The sequence below is a fragment of the Campylobacter sp. RKI_CA19_01116 genome, from assembly GCF_025771405.1.
Lineage (GTDB): Bacteria > Campylobacterota > Campylobacteria > Campylobacterales > Campylobacteraceae > Campylobacter_D.
Map to the genome: position 1 here is coordinate 91,823 of NZ_JAKMQF010000003.1, position 19,992 is coordinate 111,814.

Annotated in this window: 22 protein-coding genes; 4 read left to right on the forward strand and 18 right to left on the reverse strand. The window is 28.5% G+C overall.

Annotated features, from left to right (window positions below):
* Position 1: 1 nt before the first annotated feature.
* The 11 genes from L8U41_RS07870 to L8U41_RS03300 all read right to left on the reverse strand — a co-directional run bounded on the left by L8U41_RS07870 (position 2) and on the right by L8U41_RS03300 (position 10,560).
* The gene (locus L8U41_RS07870; RefSeq protein ID WP_412175023.1) at positions 2-1,381 is read right to left on the reverse strand and encodes a methyl-accepting chemotaxis protein; all 1,380 of its coding nucleotides are present in this window, start codon (positions 1,379-1,381) and stop codon (positions 2-4) included.
* Positions 1,382-1,385: 4 nt separating this feature from the next.
* Positions 1,386-1,877: a PAS domain-containing protein gene (locus L8U41_RS03255; RefSeq protein WP_263727802.1), complete on the reverse strand. Its 492-nt coding sequence runs from the start codon at positions 1,875-1,877 to the stop codon at positions 1,386-1,388.
* An 80-nt stretch (positions 1,878-1,957) separates the two neighbouring features.
* A complete protein-coding gene (locus L8U41_RS03260; RefSeq protein WP_263678712.1) occupies positions 1,958-2,449 on the reverse strand; it encodes a PAS domain-containing protein in 492 nt (163 codons plus the stop codon).
* A gap of 47 nt (positions 2,450-2,496) precedes the next feature.
* Complete coding sequence (gene ilvA, locus L8U41_RS03265; protein WP_263702080.1) at positions 2,497-3,708, reverse strand: threonine ammonia-lyase; 1,212 nt, start codon at positions 3,706-3,708, stop codon at positions 2,497-2,499.
* A gap of 2 nt (positions 3,709-3,710) precedes the next feature.
* Entirely contained in the window at positions 3,711-4,070 is a 360-nt protein-coding gene (locus tag L8U41_RS03270) for a CoA-binding protein (protein WP_052243414.1), read from the reverse strand.
* 68 nt (positions 4,071-4,138) lie between these two features.
* The gene (locus tag L8U41_RS03275) at positions 4,139-5,311 is read right to left on the reverse strand and encodes an MFS transporter (protein ID WP_263727803.1); all 1,173 of its coding nucleotides are present in this window, start codon (positions 5,309-5,311) and stop codon (positions 4,139-4,141) included.
* An 11-nt stretch (positions 5,312-5,322) separates the two neighbouring features.
* Positions 5,323-5,745 (reverse strand): MarR family winged helix-turn-helix transcriptional regulator, encoded by a 423-nt coding sequence (locus L8U41_RS03280; protein ID WP_220516650.1) that lies wholly within the window; start codon positions 5,743-5,745, stop codon positions 5,323-5,325.
* 54 nt (positions 5,746-5,799) lie between these two features.
* A complete protein-coding gene (gene trmA, locus L8U41_RS03285; RefSeq protein WP_263727804.1) occupies positions 5,800-6,840 on the reverse strand; it encodes a tRNA (uridine(54)-C5)-methyltransferase TrmA in 1,041 nt (346 codons plus the stop codon).
* A complete protein-coding gene (locus L8U41_RS03290) occupies positions 6,841-8,553 on the reverse strand; it encodes a Na+/H+ antiporter NhaC family protein (RefSeq protein WP_263727805.1) in 1,713 nt (570 codons plus the stop codon).
* Between the two features lie 16 nt (positions 8,554-8,569).
* Positions 8,570-9,316: an SDR family NAD(P)-dependent oxidoreductase gene (locus tag L8U41_RS03295; RefSeq protein ID WP_263678716.1), complete on the reverse strand. Its 747-nt coding sequence runs from the start codon at positions 9,314-9,316 to the stop codon at positions 8,570-8,572.
* Complete coding sequence (locus tag L8U41_RS03300) at positions 9,313-10,560, reverse strand: ankyrin repeat domain-containing protein (RefSeq protein WP_263727806.1); 1,248 nt, start codon at positions 10,558-10,560, stop codon at positions 9,313-9,315. Before L8U41_RS03300 ends, L8U41_RS03295 begins: the two co-directional genes overlap by 4 nt.
* A 109-nt stretch (positions 10,561-10,669) precedes the next feature.
* Here L8U41_RS03300 and L8U41_RS03305 point away from each other — a divergent pair, with 109 nt between their 5' ends.
* A complete protein-coding gene (locus L8U41_RS03305) occupies positions 10,670-11,122 on the forward strand; it encodes a methylated-DNA--[protein]-cysteine S-methyltransferase (protein ID WP_263727807.1) in 453 nt (150 codons plus the stop codon).
* A 1-nt stretch (position 11,123) separates the two neighbouring features.
* Positions 11,124-12,002, forward strand: a complete 879-nt coding sequence (locus L8U41_RS03310) for an EamA family transporter (RefSeq protein WP_263727808.1) — start codon at positions 11,124-11,126, stop codon at positions 12,000-12,002.
* Here the strand turns inward: L8U41_RS03310 and truA are convergent.
* From truA to glmU, 7 genes are read right to left on the reverse strand one after another with little or no spacing between them, the layout of a single operon-like run.
* Positions 11,956-12,690, reverse strand: a complete 735-nt coding sequence (gene truA / locus L8U41_RS03315; protein ID WP_263727809.1) for a tRNA pseudouridine(38-40) synthase TruA — start codon at positions 12,688-12,690, stop codon at positions 11,956-11,958. The two genes, L8U41_RS03310 and truA, sit on opposite strands and share 47 nt — an antisense overlap.
* Positions 12,690-13,715: an LptF/LptG family permease gene (locus L8U41_RS03320; RefSeq protein WP_263727810.1), complete on the reverse strand. Its 1,026-nt coding sequence runs from the start codon at positions 13,713-13,715 to the stop codon at positions 12,690-12,692. The genes truA and L8U41_RS03320 overlap by 1 nt, the downstream gene beginning before the upstream one ends.
* Entirely contained in the window at positions 13,712-14,461 is a 750-nt protein-coding gene (locus L8U41_RS03325) for a prepilin peptidase (protein WP_263727811.1), read from the reverse strand. The genes L8U41_RS03320 and L8U41_RS03325 overlap by 4 nt, the downstream gene beginning before the upstream one ends.
* Positions 14,458-15,126: a polyprenyl diphosphate synthase gene (uppS, locus tag L8U41_RS03330; protein ID WP_039668518.1), complete on the reverse strand. Its 669-nt coding sequence runs from the start codon at positions 15,124-15,126 to the stop codon at positions 14,458-14,460. Before uppS ends, L8U41_RS03325 begins: the two co-directional genes overlap by 4 nt.
* A gap of 1 nt (position 15,127) precedes the next feature.
* Positions 15,128-15,748, reverse strand: a complete 621-nt coding sequence (locus tag L8U41_RS03335; protein ID WP_263727812.1) for a hypothetical protein — start codon at positions 15,746-15,748, stop codon at positions 15,128-15,130.
* Positions 15,745-16,908, reverse strand: coding sequence for a bifunctional phosphopantothenoylcysteine decarboxylase/phosphopantothenate--cysteine ligase CoaBC (gene coaBC / locus L8U41_RS03340; protein WP_263727813.1), 1,164 nt, complete (start codon positions 16,906-16,908; stop codon positions 15,745-15,747). Before coaBC ends, L8U41_RS03335 begins: the two co-directional genes overlap by 4 nt.
* Positions 16,905-18,197: a bifunctional UDP-N-acetylglucosamine diphosphorylase/glucosamine-1-phosphate N-acetyltransferase GlmU gene (glmU, locus tag L8U41_RS03345; RefSeq protein ID WP_263727814.1), complete on the reverse strand. Its 1,293-nt coding sequence runs from the start codon at positions 18,195-18,197 to the stop codon at positions 16,905-16,907. Before glmU ends, coaBC begins: the two co-directional genes overlap by 4 nt.
* 133 nt (positions 18,198-18,330) lie before the next feature.
* On the opposite strand from glmU, the gene fliP reads away from it, so the two are divergent.
* Both fliP and L8U41_RS03355 read left to right on the forward strand, forming a co-directional pair.
* Positions 18,331-19,068, forward strand: a complete 738-nt coding sequence (gene fliP / locus L8U41_RS03350; RefSeq protein ID WP_263708217.1) for a flagellar type III secretion system pore protein FliP — start codon at positions 18,331-18,333, stop codon at positions 19,066-19,068.
* A gap of 9 nt (positions 19,069-19,077) precedes the next feature.
* Positions 19,078-19,989: an AEC family transporter gene (locus L8U41_RS03355; RefSeq protein ID WP_263727815.1), complete on the forward strand. Its 912-nt coding sequence runs from the start codon at positions 19,078-19,080 to the stop codon at positions 19,987-19,989.
* Positions 19,990-19,992 lie beyond the last annotated feature (3 nt).

A 19,992-nucleotide genomic window follows, 5' to 3' on the forward strand; every position in this document is an offset into this window, starting at 1 on the left:
ATTAAGCTTCTAGTTTATCCATAATTAATTTGCTATCTTTTTCTAACTCTCTTATATCACTAATAATTGAATCATAATCTTCTTTTGAAATATTTTCTTTTTTAGCTATTTCTATAGCTTTATTTGCAGAGTGTTGTATTTTTTCGCTCTTAGAATCCATTTCATTTTGAGAGATTAAAGGACAGAAAATACTTTTTGCATCTTCATCTTTACATAGACTAGAGATTGGATCAAGATTTTGTAGATTTTGCTGAGAACCATTAAGAGTTAGATAAACATCTGATTTATATAAAATATGATCTATTTTCATAGCCGATAAAGTCAAATCAGAAGCAAAATTAACAAATTCTTTTCCTAAATGAGAGCTTTTATCCTCTAATTCTCTAAATGCTTCGCTAAAATCAGCGATTTTACTGTTAGAAGAATTTGCAATATCAAATACCTTTTCACTATTTTCTTGTATTGAGCCAATTTCTTGATTCATTACTTGAATTGCCAAGGTAATCTCGCCAGTTGCTTTTTGTGTTTTTTCAGCAAGTTGTCTTACCTCATCTGCAACCACAGCAAAACCCCTTCCATGTTCACCCGCACGAGCAGCTTCAATAGCCGCATTTAGCGCAAGAAGATTAGTTTGATCTGCTATATCTCTAATAACTTCTACAATTGCATTAATACTCTGAGCATTAGATGCAAAAGTATCAACAGCTTTTTTACTCTCATCAGCCACTTGCATCATAGAAGAAATCGAATCTTGTAAATTGCCCACTTCTAAACCATTCTTTTGAGCAGTATCTGATATTATTTTAATATCACCAAAAACTTCCCTCATCAACTTAATAATACCATTTAAAGCAGAAGATAAGTCATTTAAATTTTTATTTTGGCTATTTAAACTCAAATCCATCAATTCTCTTGATAAAGCATTTTTAAAAACAGATTTTCCTGTTTTTTCTATATCATCTAAAGCTTTATTGATAAAGTTAATATTATGAACAAAAATTCCTTTTAAACCTTCAGGAATAGCTCTTCTAAAATACTCACCCTTTTGAGAACAAGCAATAGAAGTATTAATTTCTCTCAAATAAGCTTCTAAACCATCTATAGTATTATTAAGATTATCCGCAATTTCTTTAAGTTTTTTATTGCTACATTTAATATATACAATTCTTGAATCAAAATTACCATTTTTTAATTCTCTGCTAAGATCTAAGATTTTATCACTAAATTGATCTTCTTTTTTTAAAACAACAAAAGCAAAAGCAAACAATAATAACAAAGCTAAAGAAAACCCAAAAGAAATAAAATCCATAAAATATATAGAATTTGCACAAGATAAAATACCCAGACCAATACCAACTAATACTATATTTTTCATCAACATCCTTTTATTTTTGAATTTGCATTATTAATTCATTGTAGCTCATCCCATAAGATTTTACTACAGCATTTAGTTCTTCAAGTCCTGTTTTTATACCGCCTTCCTTTTCTTTTCTTATAAGAACTTTATAAATTTCTTCTATTGTTTTAACAGCCTCTGCTTTAGGCTTTCTTCTTACTGAATAATAATTTAAAATATTTTCATTAGAATCACAAGAAGCTGTTATGTTTGCAAAAACCCAATAATAATCATTAAATTTTGTTTTATTTTTTACAAAAGCAAAAACCTCTCTTTTCATTTGAATATTATCCCATAAATATTTAAAAACAGTTCTTGGCATATCAGGATGACGCATAATACTATGAGGTTTATATAAAATTTCATCAATTTTATAATCAGAGTATTTTAAAAAATCCTCATTGGCATAGATAATTTCACCTTTTAAATTAGTTTTTGATGTTATTAAAACATCTGGAGTTAGAACTTTTTCCAAAGACATAGATAAATTCCTTAAATTTAAATTAATCAGACTGATTATACCTTTTTTTATAAAAACATTTTTTAAATGTTTTTATAAAATTATTTTTGAAGCTCTAAAATTAGCTGATTATAACTCATACCATAAGAATTAACTATCTTCATAAGTTCATTCACTCCAGCTTTTATACCTCCAGTTTTTTCAGCTTCTAATAAAACCTTATAAACTTGCTCTATAACAGGTATGGCCTCTCTTTTAGGTTTTCTTCTTACTGAATAATAATTTATAATATTTCCTTGATTATCAAATGAAGCTGTAACATTAGTAAAAACCCAATAATAATCATTTTGTTTGGTTTTATTTTTTACAAAGGCAAAAATTTCTTTTCCATCTTGTATATAATTCCACAAACATTTAAAAACCGTTTTTGGCATGTCAGGATGACGCACAATATTATGTGGTTTATACAAAATCTCATTCATTTTATAACCAGCATATTTTAAAAAATCATCATTAGCATAAATGATATCTCCTTTTAAATCTGTTTTAGAAGTTATTAGTGTATCTGGTTCTAAAATTTTCTCTTGTGACACTTTTACCCTTTTTTTGGTTTTATTTAAAAAATATTATATTTAATATATCATAAAATTTCATTAAAATTAAAACCTTTATCATAAAGTATCTTTCTAACTAATTCTTGATGCTCTTTTCCTTTAGTTTCTAAGGTAATTGAAATCATTGCATCACCATATTCAAGCTTGGTTGAAAATCTATCATAGTCAATTTTAACTATATTAGCCTGAGCTTCCTTAATTGCATCACTTAAAGCACTTAAAGCCCCTGGTTTATCAACTAAAGTAACATTAATAAGCATTTTTCTAAAAGCTTTAAATAAGCCTTTTTCTATAATAATATTTAACATTTGTACATCAATATTTCCACCACTTAAAACCACACCGATTTTCTTATGATTTTTTAAATCTATTTTTTTATGCAAAAGTGCAGCTACTGCTGATGCTCCTGCTCCTTCAACTGTTATTTTGTGTTTTTCAAGTAAATACAATACCGCATTAGCTATTTCTTCATCATCAACTTGAATAAAATCATCAACACATTCAAGAATAATATCAAAATTAATTTTATTCACATCACGCACTGCTATACCATCAGCTATAGTTCTAACAGCTTTTGAATTAATCATTTTTTTACTTTTAAAACTCTCATACATCGCAGGAGCTCCCTTAGCACTCACTCCGATAACTTTTATAGCAGGATTAATTTGCTTAGCAGCACTTGCCACTCCACTAATCAAACCTCCCCCACCAACTGGAGCTAAAATCATATCCAAATCACTTATTTCATCAAGCATTTCAAGCATTAAAGTGCCTTGTCCTGCTATAATACTTTCATTTTCAAAAGGATGAATGAAATTTAAATGATGTTCTTTGGCATAATTTAGTGCATAAGCATAAGCCTCATCAAAATTATCTCCTTTTAAGATCACTTTTGCGCCTAAATTTTTAGTCGCACTTACTTTTAATAAAGGCGTAGCTTCAGGCATAACAATCACAGCTTCTATGCCAAATTTTTTAGCACTAATTGCTACTCCTTGCGCATGATTTCCTGCGCTTGCAGCTATTACACCTGCTTGTTTTTGTTCTTTAGTTAAATTAGCTATTGTATTATAAGCTCCTCTAATTTTATAAGCACCTGTTTTTTGCAAATTTTCACATTTTAAAAAAACATCAGCTTCTAAAAACTCACTCAAAAAAGAAGAGTGCACAAAAGGGGTTTTTAATACAAAATCTGCGATTTTTTGTTTTGCTTGATAAATTTTATTTAATTCAACCATGATTATCCTTTTTGTAGTTCTATTTTAATGCAACGATCTTGAACGCAATTTATACCATATTTTTTACATTTTTGCATTATTTCTTCATTAATAATGCCAAGTTGCATCCAAAAATTTTTAATCTTTTTACTCAAAAGATCCTCAAAAATTTCATTTGCAAAACTTGCTTTTCTAAACATTACAACCGTATCAACTTCAAAAGGGATTTCTTTTAAGTTTCTATAAACTCTTTCATTTAAAATAAAATCTTCTTTAGGGTAGATGGGATAAATTTTATAACCTAAATCTTGTAAATATTTGCTTACAAAATGAGAAGGTTTATCTTGATTAGGGCTAAGTCCTATGATGGCTATATTTTTCATAGTACTTAGTATTTTATAACTATCACACAATGCTTTTTCCTTTTTAAAGCATTGTATCTAAAATCAAATTAATAAGAAGCTTTTTTTACAACCAACAAACAATACAAAATCAAAGCCATTGCAACTAATAAAGCACAAAAAGCATAAACATTAGCAAAACCTATACTTGGCTCTATAATGCCTAGCAAATAAGGACTTACTCCTATACCAAAATCTAAGGCTATAAAAAATGTAGAATTAGCCAAGCCCATTTTTTCTTTAGGTGCAAGTTTTATAGCTAAAGCTTGAGCACTTGAAGTAGCATTAGCATAACCTAACGCACAAAAAACTCCAGCTAAAATAATCATATAAAAATTTAATGCAAAAGCAAGTAAAAGCAAACATACTATAAAACTCAAAAAAGAAAAAATCATCACAATATTAGCACCATATTTATCAAACACTTTACCAGCAAGTGGTCTAAAAATCATAGAAAATCCAGCATATATCACAAAAAACATAGATCCAGCAAAAGCTAAATTTAAACTTTGGGTATAAGCACTCATATAAGCTATAATAGCACCAAAAGGGCATGCAAGCAAAAAGGTTACCAAGGCTAATTTTAAAACTGATTTTTCAAAATAATTATAAATACTAAATTTTCTTTTTATATGATGATGTTTTTTAAATCTTCTTACTTTTAAAAAAATAGATAAGATTAACGCAAAGACAATACTCAAACAAGCTATTAAAAAACTGAGCCAAAATTGATTGATAGAGTCAAGTTTTATGGCCAAAAAAGGCCCTAAAGCTGAAGTTAAAACAACGCTTGTAGCATAATATCCTATACCAACTCCTCTTTTATTGCTAGGTATTATCCTAGCAATAGCTGCCCCACAAGCACAAGAACAAATTCCGTAACAAATCCCTGCTAAAAAGCGTATTAAAATTAAAAAATATACATTATAAAATTTCAAATACATTAAATTAATAAAAAGATAAAACAAAAGCGAAAACACTATAACCTTTTTTATATTAACATCATCAATTATAGAACCAAAATAAAGTCTAGATAGCAAAGCGCCTATAACAAAAGCTCCCATAATAAGACCTGCGGTGCTAGTTTGAAGGTTTAAAACACCTAAAACATAATCTGTACTAGAAATAGTACTCATATAAAAAACAAGACAAATAGCAAAATTTATCCCAAAAATACAGAAAAAATTTATATTAAATAAATTATATTTTTTACTTAATCCCATGAAAAAACCTTTTAAATTTTCTCATTGATATAATCAAGTAATTTTAAAAGTCTTTCTTGATCTTTTACATCTAAGATATCTAAAATATTTCTTTCATATTTTCTTATATAAGCATTTGCATCTAAAAAAATTTCCTTACCTTTAGCGCTTAAAGTAATGATTTTTTCTCTTTTATCATCTGCTTTTAAAAACTCTATATATTCAAGTTTTGCTAATTTAGAAACAACTCTAGAAAGTATAGCTTTATCCATCTGATAAAACTCACATATTGGAGCTAAAGTACTATAGCCATGCTGATTTAAATATACAAAAACCCTCCAATCACTTGATTTTAATCCAAAGGGTTTTAAAATTTCATTGACTTTATAGAGTATTTTTCTATTTGTATAAGTAATTTTTTGAAATAAAATAAGAAATCCTTTATAAAAATTAATTGATTAAATCAACTATTTTTATAATAACAAAGCTTGTATAAATTCTAACTTATACTAAGCTTTTATTTTTAAATGCGCCCCACATTCAAGATGAGGAGTATTAGCAAATTGATCAAAAAAGGCTAAATTTAAAATTTCATGACTTTGACATAAGATTTCAAGATTTTCTTTTAAAGTAATAGGATTACACGAAATATAAATGATATTTTCATAATTTTTAATAAGTTCAATCACGCTTACATCAAGCCCTGCTCTTGGAGGATCAACCAAGACATGAGATATTTTAAAGCTATCTAAATCTATGCCTTTTAAGCGGTTAAATTCTCTTTCTTTTTTCAAAGCTTGACTCAACTCTTCACTAGAAAGTCTTGTAAAAGTTATATTTTCAATAGAATTTAAAACGCAATTTTTTAAAGCAAATTCGATATTTTTTTTAGAAATTTCAGTTGCTAAAACTTTGTTAAAATTTCTTGCTAAAGCTATTGTAAAATTTCCATAACCACAATAAAGCTCTAATAAATCTTGTTTAAAATCACTCTCTACACAAGATACAACCCATTCAATCATTTTTTCATTGATAAAAGTATTAGGCTGGATAAAACAATCATTATTAAACTCATATAAAAATTCATTTGTATTGATTTTTAAAGCTTGTCTTAAATTTTCCCCATTAAATACAAGTTTTTTACCCCTGCTTCTTGCTATGAGCTTGAGATTTAATTTTTCTGCTAATTCTTGTAAATCTTGTGTAATTAGCTCTATATTTTTATGGAAAAGTAAAGTTATACTTAAATCTAATTTTGTAGCTAAAAACTCTACTCCAAAAAGCTTATGTTTTAAATTTTCGTTTAGATTATTTAATAAAATAGGCATACAGTCTTGAATTTTTTCATCTGCTATATCAAATTTCTCAATAGGAATTTTTTTCTTGTTTTCAAACATTGCATAAGAAATTTCCCCATTTTCATGATGATATATAGAAAATTCTGCCCTAGTTCTATAAGCTTTTAAAGGTGATTTAAAGCACTGAATTTCTTTATCATATAAAGAAGAAAACAATGCTTTATTTAAAGCAATTTTTTCTTCAAAATGCATCTATGCATCTACCTTTTTGCCAACTACAAAAAGTAAAGCTATCATAGCTAAGATTCCAAAAACAAGCCCTAGCCATACATTAAGTCCTAGTGCTACTGGTAAATAACCACAAAGTATACTAATAGCACAAACACTCAAAGCATAAGGCATTTGCGTGCTAACATGAGCTAAAAGATCACACTTACTTCCCATAGATGAAAGTATAGTTGTATCAGAAATTGGCGAGCAATGATCTCCAAAAATAGCTCCTGTTAAAACCCCTGAAATATTAATAATCATATATTGGTGCAACTCTGCTCCGCTTAATTCATTATGAACACCAACAGCCATAGCTAAAGGAATAGCTAAAGGCATTAAAATACCCATAGTTCCATAACTAGTTCCTGTTGAAAAAGATATAATAGAAGCAAAAATGAAAATTGCCGTAGGAAGCAAGTAAATAGGTGTTTTATCTGAAAATAAATCAATTAAATATTTAGAAGTTCCTAAATCCTTAATCACAGAAGCTAATGACCATGCACAAAGTAAAATAATCACAGTCATAATCATAGTCCTCCAACCATGGGTCCAAACTGCAATAGCTTCTTTTAAAGTAAATATTTTTCTATACATTCCTAAAATAATAGCTACTATGGTAGCTAAAAGTGCTGCTTGAAATAATACAACCGAAGCATCAGCTGCGCCAAAAGTTTCTCTAAAGGCAAATAAACTAAATGGTACTGCATCAATTTGTGCTTTAATACTCGCATCATCTAGGGCATTATAACCACTAAAATAAAAACCTATAAATGAAAATACAATCAAAACAGCTAGAGGTATAATAGCATTAGAAGCTTGTAATTTTACATGCTCTTTTGGCTCTAAAACCTTATCTTCTATATTATCAATTTGCTCATGACCATGAGAAAATTTACCCGCTCTAGCTCTAAGCTCAGCTTTTAACATAGGTCCAAATTCTCTACCTGTATAAATAGTCAAAACAACAAAAATCAGCATAAAAAGATTATAAAATCTATAAGGTAAGGTTTGTACAAAGATCTCAAAAGCATTGATTTCTTCTTTTACTATACCTAAATGCGCAAAAGTTGCATTATCGATTAAATCATATCCGCTACGAATTAAAGAAATTTCAAGTCCTATCCAAGTAGAAATGATAGCAAGACCGGTAATTGGTGCTGCAGTTGCATCCATAATAAAAGCAAGTTTTTCACGGCTTACTCTAAATTTATCTGTTACCGGACGCATGATAGGACCTACGATTAATGAATTAGCATAATCATCAAAGAAAATAAAAATCCCCATACACCAAGTAGCAAATTGTGAGCTTTTTGCCTGTTTAGCTTTAGTAGAAAGCCAAACAGCTACAGCCTTAGTACCACCTGTTTTGGTAATAAGAGCTACAACCCCACCTATGGTTAAAACTTGTAGTAAAATTCCTGCATTACCAGGACTTGCCATGGCATTTACCACTTTAGAAATAAAGCCTGTAAAAGAAGCAATAATAGCATGATAAATGCTATTTTCAATAAGTCCTAGCATAAAAGTACCACTTAATGCACCAATAAACAACGAAAGCACTACATCTTTAGTGATAAAAGCTAAAATAATAGCTATCACCGGTGGTAAAAGCGTCCAAACTCCAAAAAGTTCTGCATTTGCTTGTGCATCAGCAAATAACAATAAAGGAGCTAATAATAAATAAAAAATTTTCATATTTTTCCTTAAGTTTTTATATTTTCTCGCTAAAAGTTCCTGCCCATGTTTGAGTCACAGGCATAAGTTCAATTTCGTTAATATTAATATGCTCAGGCAAGCTAATAATAAAAGTAATAATTTTTGCTATATCTTCAGCTTTAATATATTTAGTATTTTCATAAACCTCATCAGCCTTTTTAATATCACCTTTAAATCTCACTTCACTAAATTCAGTTTTACAAAGCCCTGGAGCTATATTTGTTACCTTTATATTACTTCCGCGCAAATCTGTTCTTAAAGCTTTAGAAAATTGTGCCACAAAAGCTTTCGTACCACAATAAACATTACCTCCATAATAAGGCACATTTGCCGCAATTGAACCAAGATTAACCACATGAGCATTTTTTGCCTTTCTAAGTAAAGGTAAAGTAGCTCTTGCTATATATAAAAAGCCTTTGATATTAGTGTCTACCATGGCTTCAATATCTTCAATATCCAAAGAATCAAACTCATTTAAACCCAAAGCAAGACCTGCATTATTAACAAGTAAAGAAATATTTTGTAAATCTTGAGGTAAATTTTCAATTGCTGTAAAAACCGCTTGTTTATCCCTAACATCAAGCACGATAGGATAAATTTTATCCCCATAAAGCTCTTGTAGTTTTTCTAACCTTTCTTTACGTCTTGCTATGGCTATAACCTTATAATCAAGTTCTATTAAAGCTTTTAAACTCTCTAGTCCAAAACCTGAACTTACCCCTGTTATTAAAGCAATTTTCATGGTTGAGCCTCTTCATACAACATCAAATTTTCATTTTCTTTTAAACCAAGTTTTTTTAAAAATTTAATATTTTCTTCTTTTTTTGCAATGATAGCAAAATCAAGAGCATTAAATCCTAAATCATCTATTTCTTTATAATTAGCTTTATAATCTATAAGCAACTTAAGCATTTTTACATCAGCATAATTTGCTCCATGCATAAAGATATTTTTAGAAGTATGCTCAAGCGCACATAAGGTGATAAAATATGGCGTATTGCTTCCCATACTGGCAATAGAAAGTTTTTCATTATCATTAATGTATTTTTGATTTACATTTGCACCATTTTCAAGCAAAAGCTTGGCAATCTTATAGTTGTTATATTCAACAGCATAAAACAAAGGTGTTTTTCCAAAAGAATTTTTATAATCAACCACCGCTTCATTTTCAAGCAAAAGCTTAACATTTTCTGCATTATCTAGTGCAAAAAATAAAGCAGACTCATAACCTTCATTTATTTTTACGCCCAATTTAATAAATTCTCTTATAATCTCACTTTCTCTATTATTTAACAAGGCTGATTTAAAACCATTGTTTAATTCTAAATTACTAATTTTTTTAGTATAAATATACTCTTTAATCTGCTCTAAAGAATTATTTTTATTAGCTACAAATTTTTCAAAATCTGAAATATCTTTAAAGATTTTAGTCTCGCCAACTGCCCAGTTTAAAAATTCATTCAAAGCATTACTAGCAAAATAAATTGCACTTGCTTTATCTAAATTAAATTCCTTTTGAAAATATCTTGTTAAAGGATTAATCGCATTATTATATTCTTTCCAAAATTCCTTAAAAAGTTTAAAATTTCCAATGCTTTGATAAGCCCAAAATCTAAAATACGCTTTTAATTTTGCAAATTTTTCTTCAAGTATTATAGAATCTTGTAAAGTCTTTTGGTAGCCTTGTGGATCAAGTGCAATTTCTAATAATTTAAAATCAAATTTTCTCAAATCACTAAAATATTCTCCACCCATGCAAGCACTATTGCTTCCTCTAATTTCATTAGCAAGCTCATATAATCTTTTTGTGATTTGATGATTTTTTAAAGAAAAAGCACAATTTAAATCCACTTGAGCAAAATCTTGTGTATTTTTTGGCTCAAATTCTTTGAAAAAATTAGCTTTATTTTCCTTAACATACTCACAACTATAATCCAAAGCTAAAACATTTAAACTTATAATCAAACTAAATAATAAAATCTTCAAATATTTTCCTTGAATATAAATTAAATCACTATTTTAACTAAATTTTTGCTTTAATAACAATTAATTAATTTAAAATTCATACAATGCTTGCTTTTAAATAAGGAAAAATATGTATCAAAGTTTTTATAAAGCTAGTTTTGCTTATATTCTTTTACAAAGTGATAAAGATAAGCTTATTAATGTTGATTTTGCTATATATAAGCCTGATTTTACCAAAGATAAACACCTTGTTTTAGAACAAGCCTTAGAAGAGCTAGACCTTTATTTTAATAAAAAGCTTTTTGCTTTTAACACTCCTCTAACTCTTCAGGGAAGCGAATTTGAACAAAAGGTATATAAAGCTTTGATAAAAATTCCTTATGGGCAAACTAAAACTTATCAAGAAATTGCTTCTTTCATCAATCATCCAAAAGCTTTTAGAGCAGTAGGTAATGCAAATTCTAAAAATAAACTTGCAATTTTTATACCTTGCCATAGAGTGGTAGCTAAAAATCACTTAGGTGGATACAATGGTGGTTTATTTATCAAAGAGGCTTTACTTAAATTAGAAGGCGTGCTTTAAAATGCCAAGTTTATTACTAGCAAGTTTTATTTGGGCTTTTTCTTTTCCATTAATTGGACATTTTATTACCTTAGAAATGGATAGTTTTTTTGCAGCATTTGCAAAAGTTTTTTTGTCTTTATTGGTGTTTTTGCCTTTTTTAAATTTTAAGCTAAATTTGCATTTAAAACTAAAACTCATAAGTATTGGGGCTTTACAACTTGGCATAATGAATTTATTTTATTATCATTCTTTTTTATATTTAAGTGTAAGCGAAGTAGCGCTTTTTACGATTTTTACACCTTTTTACGTTGTGCTTTTTTATGGGCTTTTTTCAAAAAATCTTAGATATTTATATTTTATAAGTATTTTTATATGCATTATGGGTGCTTTTGTAGTTAAATTTGATAATATTAACTCTAATTTTTTATATGGATTTTTACTTATTCAAGGAGCTAATTTAGTATTTGGTGCTGGACAAAGTTTTTATAAAATTTTATTAGAAAAAAATACAAATTTAAGCCAAAAAGAAGCCTTTGCTTATTTTTATTTAGGCGCAACCAGTATAACCTTACCTGCTTTTTTATTTTTTGGAGATTATAATAATTTACCATCCAATTTAAGTTCTTGGATAGCTTTGATTTATCTTGGGACTATTGCTTCGGGACTTGGATATTTTTTATGGAATAAAGGCTCTACGGAAGTAGATAGTGGGGTTTTAGCCTTGATGAATAATGCCATTATACCTATAAGTATTTTTATCAATATGAGTATTTTTGGAGTAGATGTAGAGCTGCTACCTTTTTGTATGGGGACTTTAATCATTCTTTTTTCATTTTTTATACATAAAAAAATCATGCATTATTATAATAAGAAATCTTACTCAAATATAAACCACTAGCAGGAGCTAAAAATCTACAATGAGCTTTTTTAGCGTTGATTTGTTCTAAAAGCTCATTTTTGCTCATTTTTCCTTCTAATACTTTTAAAATGCTTGCCATCATCATTCTAATTTGAGATCTTAAAAAACCATTTGCTTCAAAATAAAATACAGTGTAATTTTTATAAGCATAAACTCTAGTTTTATACATTTTTCTTATACTTGTTTTATTATCAGAGCCTTCTTTTTGAAAGAGTTTAAAATCATGCTCTCCTTCAAATAAAAAAGCAATTTCCTTGGCTAATTTAATATTTATTTTTGGATAAAAATGCACATATGAGGCTAAAAAAGGATTATATTTTTCATGACTTATAATATAGCGATATGCTCTTTTTTGCACATCAAAGCGCACTTGGAAATTTTCTTGCATTCTTTGAATATGCTTTATATGTATAAATGGGTGTGCAAAATAATTGATTTTATTCTTTAAATATACAAAATCTTTAAAATGTTCTCCCGCTTTAACGCAAGCAACTGCATTAAATGCATGCACACCTTTATCAGTTCTTGAAGCAAATAAAGGCTTTTCATAAATACCCAAATGCGACAAGGCCTGTGCTAAGACATCTTGGACACTAAACTTATGTGGCTGGGTAGCAGAACCTTGAAATTTAGAACCATCATAAGAAAAAGTTAATTTTAAAAGCATTAATACTTACTTGCAATTTTTGCTTTAAAATAAAACAAAGAAGTAATTAAAAAGCTTGAAAAAATCACAGCAATAGCTACAAAAGGAGGATTATAAAAACTAATCAAAAGCGTAAAATAAGCAAAAATAATCACAAAAATTCCAAAATAAGCAAAACCTTTTTCATAACGATAAGTTACTATACCAAAAGAGAGTGCAAAAAGCACGCTAGCTAAAGGAAATAAAGCTATAAGAATATAAATAACAAATTCTTTTGCTTTTTCTTTATTGCTTGCTACATCAGACCAATACCCATAAAAACTTTGAGTATTTAATTCTTTAGAAGAAAGCTTGCTTTTAATTAATAAATTTTTAAAACTAGAAATATGCCAATCTTCTTCTTTAATCTCATAAGCTTTTCCCTCATCTAGCTTAAAAGTAATAACCCCATCATTTGTTTCTAACTTTCCTTCTTTGGCCAAAATCACTTGTTCTTTATCTTGTGGGTTTTTCTTTGGATGATACATTATGATATTTTTATAAGTTTCATCGGAATTTTTAGCATCGATAAAAACAAGCCATTCTCCATATCTTTGTCCAAATTCTCCTGTTTTTATGCTTACTTTAGCGCTAATTTTTTTATAATCTACAAAATTATCAAAAAGTTCAAAAGATATAGGTATAAAAACCAAAACCACCAAAAGCATAAAAGCACTTACTAAAGCTGCAATTTTTGCAAAAAAACTTGCTATCATACTTGGAGCTATACTCAAAGCAAACAACACCGTGCTTTCATTTTCCCTAGAAAGCCTATAAAATGCCAAAGTCAAAGCTATGAAAAAAGATATGGGTAAAGTAAAAATCAATATCTTTGGTAAAAGATAAATATATAATTTGATTAATTCAAAAAAAGTAATTTCAATATAAGCAGTAATTTTAGCAAGTTGTATAAAAAATATAATCGAAACAATAATAAATAAAGTAAAAAATAAAGACAACATTGTGCTTAAAAACTGATTAAGCAAATACTTATAAACTAGTTTCATAATATACTTTCTATACTTAGGTTAATCAAAATTCCGCAAAATAAAAAAGGAATCATAGGCATTTGATAATCTTTCTTGGCTATTTTTATAAACATCAAAAGACTTAAAAAACTTGCAATAAATAAAATCAAAAAGCCTTTTTCATAGTCAAAAATTCCAAAAATCAAAGCTATTATTATAACATCACCTTCCCCTAAACTTTCTAAAATTTCATCTCTTTTTTTAAAATTTTTAATAAAATTAATTACACTTTTTAGTATGAAAATTAACCCCGCCCCAAAACACACGCGAAATAAAAAGCTATCTTGAAAATCCTCTAAATTTAAGCCATTTTGTAAAAAATCAAAACAAAAAGCTAAAATAAATAAAATCCAAAGCCAAAGCTCACTCACTGCTTTTAAATAATAATCCATCCAAGAAAGCGCTAATAATATAGCTAGCATACAAGCAAAAATTAAAATTTGAAAAACATCTTCGATTAAATAAAAAGCAAAGAAAAACAAACACGCACAAATAAATTCATTAAAAGGATAAATCAAAGAAATTTTTTCCTTACAAAAAGCACATTTACCTTTTAAAAATACAAAAGATAACAAAGGAAAAAGATGATAAAATTTCAAAGTTTTAAGACACTTAGGACATTTTGATCTTGGACTTATTATACTTTCTTTATTAATCGTTCTTAAAATCAAAACATTGACAAAAGAACCCATACAAAGCCCTAGTAATAAAAAGAAAAATATCATTTACCAAAGGTTCTTTTGCGTTTTTTAAACTCAGTAATAATATTTGCGATTTCTTTTTTAGTAAGTGCAGGAAATAAGGTTTGACTAAAATAAATTTCTGCATAACTTGATTGCCATAATAAAAAATTTGAAATTCTTTTAGCACTCCCTACCCTTAAAAACAAATCCACATCCTCGCTTAAGTCAAGATTTGCTTGTATATTTGCTTCGTTAATTTCAAGATTTTTTTCAATCACCTTTTTAACCGCTCTAACTATTTCATCCTTACCTCCGTAAGAAATAGCTAAATTTACGCATAATTTTGTGTAATTTTTAGTTTGTTCTTGAAAATTTTGTATTTTTTTTAAGGTTAATTCATCTAAAAGATTTAAATTTCCTATGGCTTTAAAACGCACTTCATTGGCTACAAATTTATTTAAAGACTCATCAAGATATTTATTTAATAGTTTAAAAAGAAACTCCACTTCTTCTTTTGGTCTTTGCCAATTTTCTGTACTAAAAGCATAAAGGGTTAGATTTTGAATTTTTTCATCTATACATACTTCTATGATTTTTTCAACAACTTTAGCACCTTGACTATAGCCAATTTTTTCTAAAAGTCCATTTTTTCTAGCCCATCTTCTATTGCCATCCATTACCACAGCAAGATGTTTTAACTCATTCATTCTATCCCTTTATATCCATCAATCTTTTAAAAACAAACATAGGATTAAGCGTATTAACTACTTCAAATTTAAAATACTCATTTAAAAAATGTGCTACTTTGGCAAAAGGTGTTTGTATGCGTGTGATTTTACCATTATCAATTATAATTTTTAAAGCACCAAAAATTTCAAAATACAAATACACCTCTAAAATATTTCCATTTTTCTTAGCTTCAAACAAAGCCCTATTTCCCTCATAAACAAAAGGTATATGATAAATTCCTTCAAAAAATGCGAAAAACATTTCCTTATAAATTTCAAACTCATATGCGCTTTTACTTTCTATAAGCCTTTGAATAATGAATTTTTTATACCAAGCTTTTTCATCACCTTCTTGCAAAAGCTTTTCTATAAGTTCGGCCCCTTCTTCAAAAAGTCTAATTTTAGGCTTTTTCAAAAGATTTTTAAAAGAAATTACTCCTTTATTTTCATAAACTTCAGCTAAATACTCCTCCCCTACTTCAAGCTCTATCAAACTTTTTGTTTCAAGCTTTTTAGTGTTTAAAAGCAATACATAGCGATTATATGCACGTTTTTCCAAAATTTGCATTCTTACAGGTAAAGTTGAGTTGATGATATTCACCAAAGTTTCCTTAATTCTTGTGCCAAAATAAAGCCAAGTTTTTCTTTGCTTTGTTTAGAACTTTGAGAAATACTATCTTTAGTGATAAAACAAATGCTATTTTCATCACTTCCAAAGTTCATTTGCTCATTTAAGACATTTAAACACACCATATCTAAATTTTTACTAACTAAAGATTTTTTAGCATTTTCTAAAGCATTTTGCTCATCAAATTCCATTTTAAAGCCTATTTTTTTGCCTTTAAAATCTAAATTTTTTAAGATGTCTTCATTCAGCTTTAATTTTAAATCAAGTCCATTTAAATGCTCATTTTTCTTAATCTTGCCCTTATAAGCTTTTAGAGTAAAATCACTCACAGCAGCAGCCATAATTAAAGCATCAAATTCTTTGTATTTTTGCAATTTTTCTTTTAATTCTAAAGAAGATTTAAATTTTTCTAATTTATAAGGTGTTTTAAACTCTACTGAGCTAACTAACACTACTTTAGCACCTAAAAAATACAAAGCATCAGCAACCGCCTTTGCCATTTTTCCACTTGAAAAATTACTAATACATCTTACATCATCAATTTTTTCTTTAGTCCCACCACCGCTTATAACAAAACTTTTATCTTTAAAAAAATCTTCCTGCATTAGACTTTTTTTTAAAGCATTTATAATACTATCAAGCTCAGCCAAAGCTCCTAAGCCCTCATCTTTACAAGCTAGAGTTTTAACTATAGGATCAATGATAATATAACCTTGCTCTTTTAAATTTTTTAAAGAATTTTGAGTGCTAAAATGTAAATACATGTTTGTATTTGCAGCAGGTGCGATTAAAAATGGTTTATTTTTATCTACTGCTATTAAAGTTTGAATAAATAAATTATCCGCTATACCATAATTTAGCTTATTAATAGAATTTATACTAGCAGGTGCAAAAAGCACACAATCACAAGTCTTACTAAAGGCTATATGATTATTAGTATTTTGCCAACTTTCATTATCTTCACATAAAATTTCATCTGCTAAAGCTTCAAAGCTAAGCTTAGTGCCAAATTTTAAAACTCCTTGACTTAGCAAAACTTTAACCCTAAAGCCTTCTTTTTTTAATAAAGAAATAAGCTCATAAGCTTTATAAAAGGCTATGCTTCCACTTACTGCTAGTAAGATTGTTTTCATTTTTTACCTAGTTTTTTATAGTAAAAATCTTCTATGATTTGCACTTTTGCCCTATTGATATGTAAAGAGCCTTTTTCTACATCCCTACACACGGTGCTTCCTGCTGCGATGATTACCTCATCTTTTATCTCAACCGGAGCGATAAATTGCGTATCTGAACCCACAAAAACATTTTTACCTATTTTGGTCTTATGCTTTTTAACCCCATCATAATTACAAGTGATAGTACCACAACCTATATTAGTTCCCTCATCTATCTCACAATCTCCTAAATAACTCAAATGTCCTGCCTTAACTCCATTTAATAAAGCATTTTTACATTCTACGAAATTTCCTATATGGGTATTTTTAAGCTGACATTTTGGACGCAAATGCGCTAAAGGACCCACATCGCTATTTTCCACTATGCTATCTTCAATCACACTTGAACTTTTAATGATAGAATTAATGATTTTTGATTTTCCTTCTATGCGCACATTTTCATACACTTCACACTCGCCTACAAACTCAACTTCATCTGAAATAAAAGTCGTCGCAGGCATGTGAAAAATCACTCCTTGCCTCATCCATTCCTTTTTAATCGCTTCTTGCATAAGATCTTGAGCTAGGCAAAGCTCAATTTTATCATTTACCCCCATAAAATCTTGCTCATTTACAAATACCGCATCGATTTCATAGCCCTTTTCTTTTGCTAAATAAACCGCATCAGTTAAATAATACTCTTTAGCTTTATTATCATTTTTTATCAAAGGCAATACTTCTTTTAAAATTTGTGCTTTTATAGCATAAACACCACTATTACAAATGTTTATAGCAAGTTCTTCTTTGCTTGCATCTTTTGTTTCTACTATTTTTTGAATTTTATTTTCTTTTAATACTATTCTTCCATAACTTTTTGGATCTTTTGCCTCAAAAACTGCTACATTAAAATCACTTTCATTTAAAGCTATTTTTTCTAAATCATCTGCTTTAACTAAAGGCATATCACCACATAAAATCAAAACTTTTTCATGCTTACTCTCATAACCCCTTAAAGCCCCTGCAGTACCTGGAAAATTTTGCAAGTCTTGCTCTAAAAAGCGTGTATTTGGAAAATACTCTAAAACAACTTGTTCAACCTTTTCTTTTTGATGAGAAAGCACCACACACACATCATCACTAATCTTATATGCTTGTTTTAAAATATGTAAAATCATTGCTTTTGAGCAAATTTTTTGAAGCACTTTTGGATTTTGTGATTTCATACGCGTGCCAAGTCCAGCAGCCAAAATAAGCACAGAAATTTTCATAATTTACCTTTGTTTTAAAAATTATTGCTTATTTTAACAAGCTAAAGTAAAAATTCTTATTTTTATAAAATCATTTTTATTCTTTTAAGAGTAAAATTGCTAAAATGACGCTTTTAATTTTAACCAAGGAAATATTTTGAGGGTTTTACTAGCTTTATTTTTATCAAACTTGGCTCTTTTAGGTGCTGAAGCAACCATACCAACTGTAAATTTAAGCCTTAGTGCTCCAAATAGCCCACAACAACTCGTAACAACCCTAAATATAGTTATAGTTTTAACCATACTAGCTCTTGCGCCTACCATTGTTTTTGTAATGACTTCATTTTTAAGACTTGTTGTAGTATTTTCTTTTTTAAGAACAGCCCTTGGTACTCAAACTATGCCACCAAATACTATCTTGGTTACCTTAGCTTTGATTTTAACTTTTTTCATTATGGAGCCTGTGGCTACAAAATCATATAATGAAGGTATAAAGCCCTATATCGCTGAACAAATAGGTTATGAAGAAGCTTTTGCTAAAGGCGTTAAGCCTTTTAAAGATTTTATGCTAAAAAACACTAGGGAAAAAGACTTAGCGCTTTTTTATAGGATTAGAAATTTAGAAAATCCAAAAACCATAGATGATGTGCCTTTAACAGTTTTAGTGCCAGCCTTTATGATAAGCGAGCTTAAAACTGCTTTTGAAATAGGCTTTTTACTTTTCTTACCATTTTTGGTTATTGATATGGTAGTAAGCTCGGTATTAATGGCTATGGGTATGATGATGCTACCTCCTGTTATGATTTCTATGCCTTTTAAACTTTTGATATTTGTGCTTGTAGATGGATGGAATTTACTCATACAAAATTTAGTCAAAAGCTTTTTAACTTAGCAGAATAAAATGTATATTTTTTCTTCCTTATTTAGTATATTTTGTTTGCTTTTTGGTGGATATTTTGCTAAAAAAATCAAAATTTTAAAACAAAAACAAGCGCGTGCTTTTTTAGATTTTGCTATTATTTTTGCATTGCCTTGCTTGATTTTTGAGCGTGCTTATCATTTAAATTTTGATTTTTCTTTGATTGTTATTATATTGCTTGGGTTGGGCTGTGCTATTTTTTCAGCATTATGTTGTGTATTTTTAGCTCTTTGTTTTAAATTTAGCAAAAGCACTCTTGTAAGTATTTTTTTACTTTCTAGCTTTGGAAATACTTTATTTGTAGGTATACCTATTATTAGTGGAATTTATCAAGATCCTCATTTTTTGGGAGAGATTATCCTTTATGATGCTCTTGCTACTTCTTTGCCAGTGGCACTGCTTGCTCCCTTTATCATATCTTTAGCTAGTGAGCAAAAGGTAAGCTTTTTACAAAATCTTAAAAAAGTTTTTACTTTTCCACCTTTTGTTGCTTTGATTTTAGGACTTTGTTTTAAGTTTACTACACTTCCTAATTTTATCTTTGAACCTTTGCGTATGCTTGGAGCTAGTGCCACACCTATAGCACTTTTTGCCATAGGTTTAAATTTAGGCTTTTTAAGTATAAAAACTTCTTATAAAGCAACTATAATAGTCATTTTTGGTAAAATGATACTCACACCTTTAATCTTTTTAGTGCTTTTAAAGCTTTTAAATTTCAAATTAAATCCTAGCTCTATCATCGCTTTACTTGAATCAGCTATGCCTACTATGACAATGGTTGCAGCTATGATTATGAAAGCAAAACTTGATACAAATTTAGCAGTTAGTTCTGTGGCTTTTGGTATAGTTTTTGCCTTTATTTCTTTACCTATTTGGGTATATTTTCTAAGCTAAGGA

Bases quoted from the DNA above. Each gene is read 5' to 3' on its own strand.
- L8U41_RS03295 (WP_263678716.1), bottom strand. From the start codon at position 9,316: ATGAAAATTGCTTTAATAACAGGGGTAAGTTCAGGTTTTGGACTAGAG.
- L8U41_RS07870 (WP_412175023.1), bottom strand. From the start codon at position 1,381: ATGTTGATGAAAAATATAGTATTAGTTGGTATTGGTCTGGGTATTTTA.
- L8U41_RS03310 (WP_263727808.1), top strand. From the start codon at position 11,124: ATGCCAAGTTTATTACTAGCAAGTTTTATTTGGGCTTTTTCTTTTCCA.
- glmU (WP_263727814.1), bottom strand. From the start codon at position 18,197: ATGAAAATTTCTGTGCTTATTTTGGCTGCTGGACTTGGCACGCGTATG.
- L8U41_RS03305 (WP_263727807.1), top strand. From the start codon at position 10,670: ATGTATCAAAGTTTTTATAAAGCTAGTTTTGCTTATATTCTTTTACAA.
- coaBC (WP_263727813.1), bottom strand. From the start codon at position 16,908: ATGAAAACAATCTTACTAGCAGTAAGTGGAAGCATAGCCTTTTATAAA.
- L8U41_RS03255 (WP_263727802.1), bottom strand. From the start codon at position 1,877: ATGTCTTTGGAAAAAGTTCTAACTCCAGATGTTTTAATAACATCAAAA.
- trmA (WP_263727804.1), bottom strand. From the start codon at position 6,840: ATGCATTTTGAAGAAAAAATTGCTTTAAATAAAGCATTGTTTTCTTCT.
- ilvA (WP_263702080.1), bottom strand. From the start codon at position 3,708: ATGGTTGAATTAAATAAAATTTATCAAGCAAAACAAAAAATCGCAGAT.
- L8U41_RS03355 (WP_263727815.1), top strand. From the start codon at position 19,078: ATGTATATTTTTTCTTCCTTATTTAGTATATTTTGTTTGCTTTTTGGT.
- L8U41_RS03270 (WP_052243414.1), bottom strand. From the start codon at position 4,070: ATGAAAAATATAGCCATCATAGGACTTAGCCCTAATCAAGATAAACCT.
- uppS (WP_039668518.1), bottom strand. From the start codon at position 15,126: ATGAATGAGTTAAAACATCTTGCTGTGGTAATGGATGGCAATAGAAGA.
- L8U41_RS03320 (WP_263727810.1), bottom strand. From the start codon at position 13,715: ATGAAACTAGTTTATAAGTATTTGCTTAATCAGTTTTTAAGCACAATG.
- truA (WP_263727809.1), bottom strand. From the start codon at position 12,690: ATGCTTTTAAAATTAACTTTTTCTTATGATGGTTCTAAATTTCAAGGT.
- L8U41_RS03275 (WP_263727803.1), bottom strand. From the start codon at position 5,311: ATGGGATTAAGTAAAAAATATAATTTATTTAATATAAATTTTTTCTGT.
- L8U41_RS03290 (WP_263727805.1), bottom strand. From the start codon at position 8,553: ATGAAAATTTTTTATTTATTATTAGCTCCTTTATTGTTATTTGCTGAT.
- L8U41_RS03325 (WP_263727811.1), bottom strand. From the start codon at position 14,461: ATGATATTTTTCTTTTTATTACTAGGGCTTTGTATGGGTTCTTTTGTC.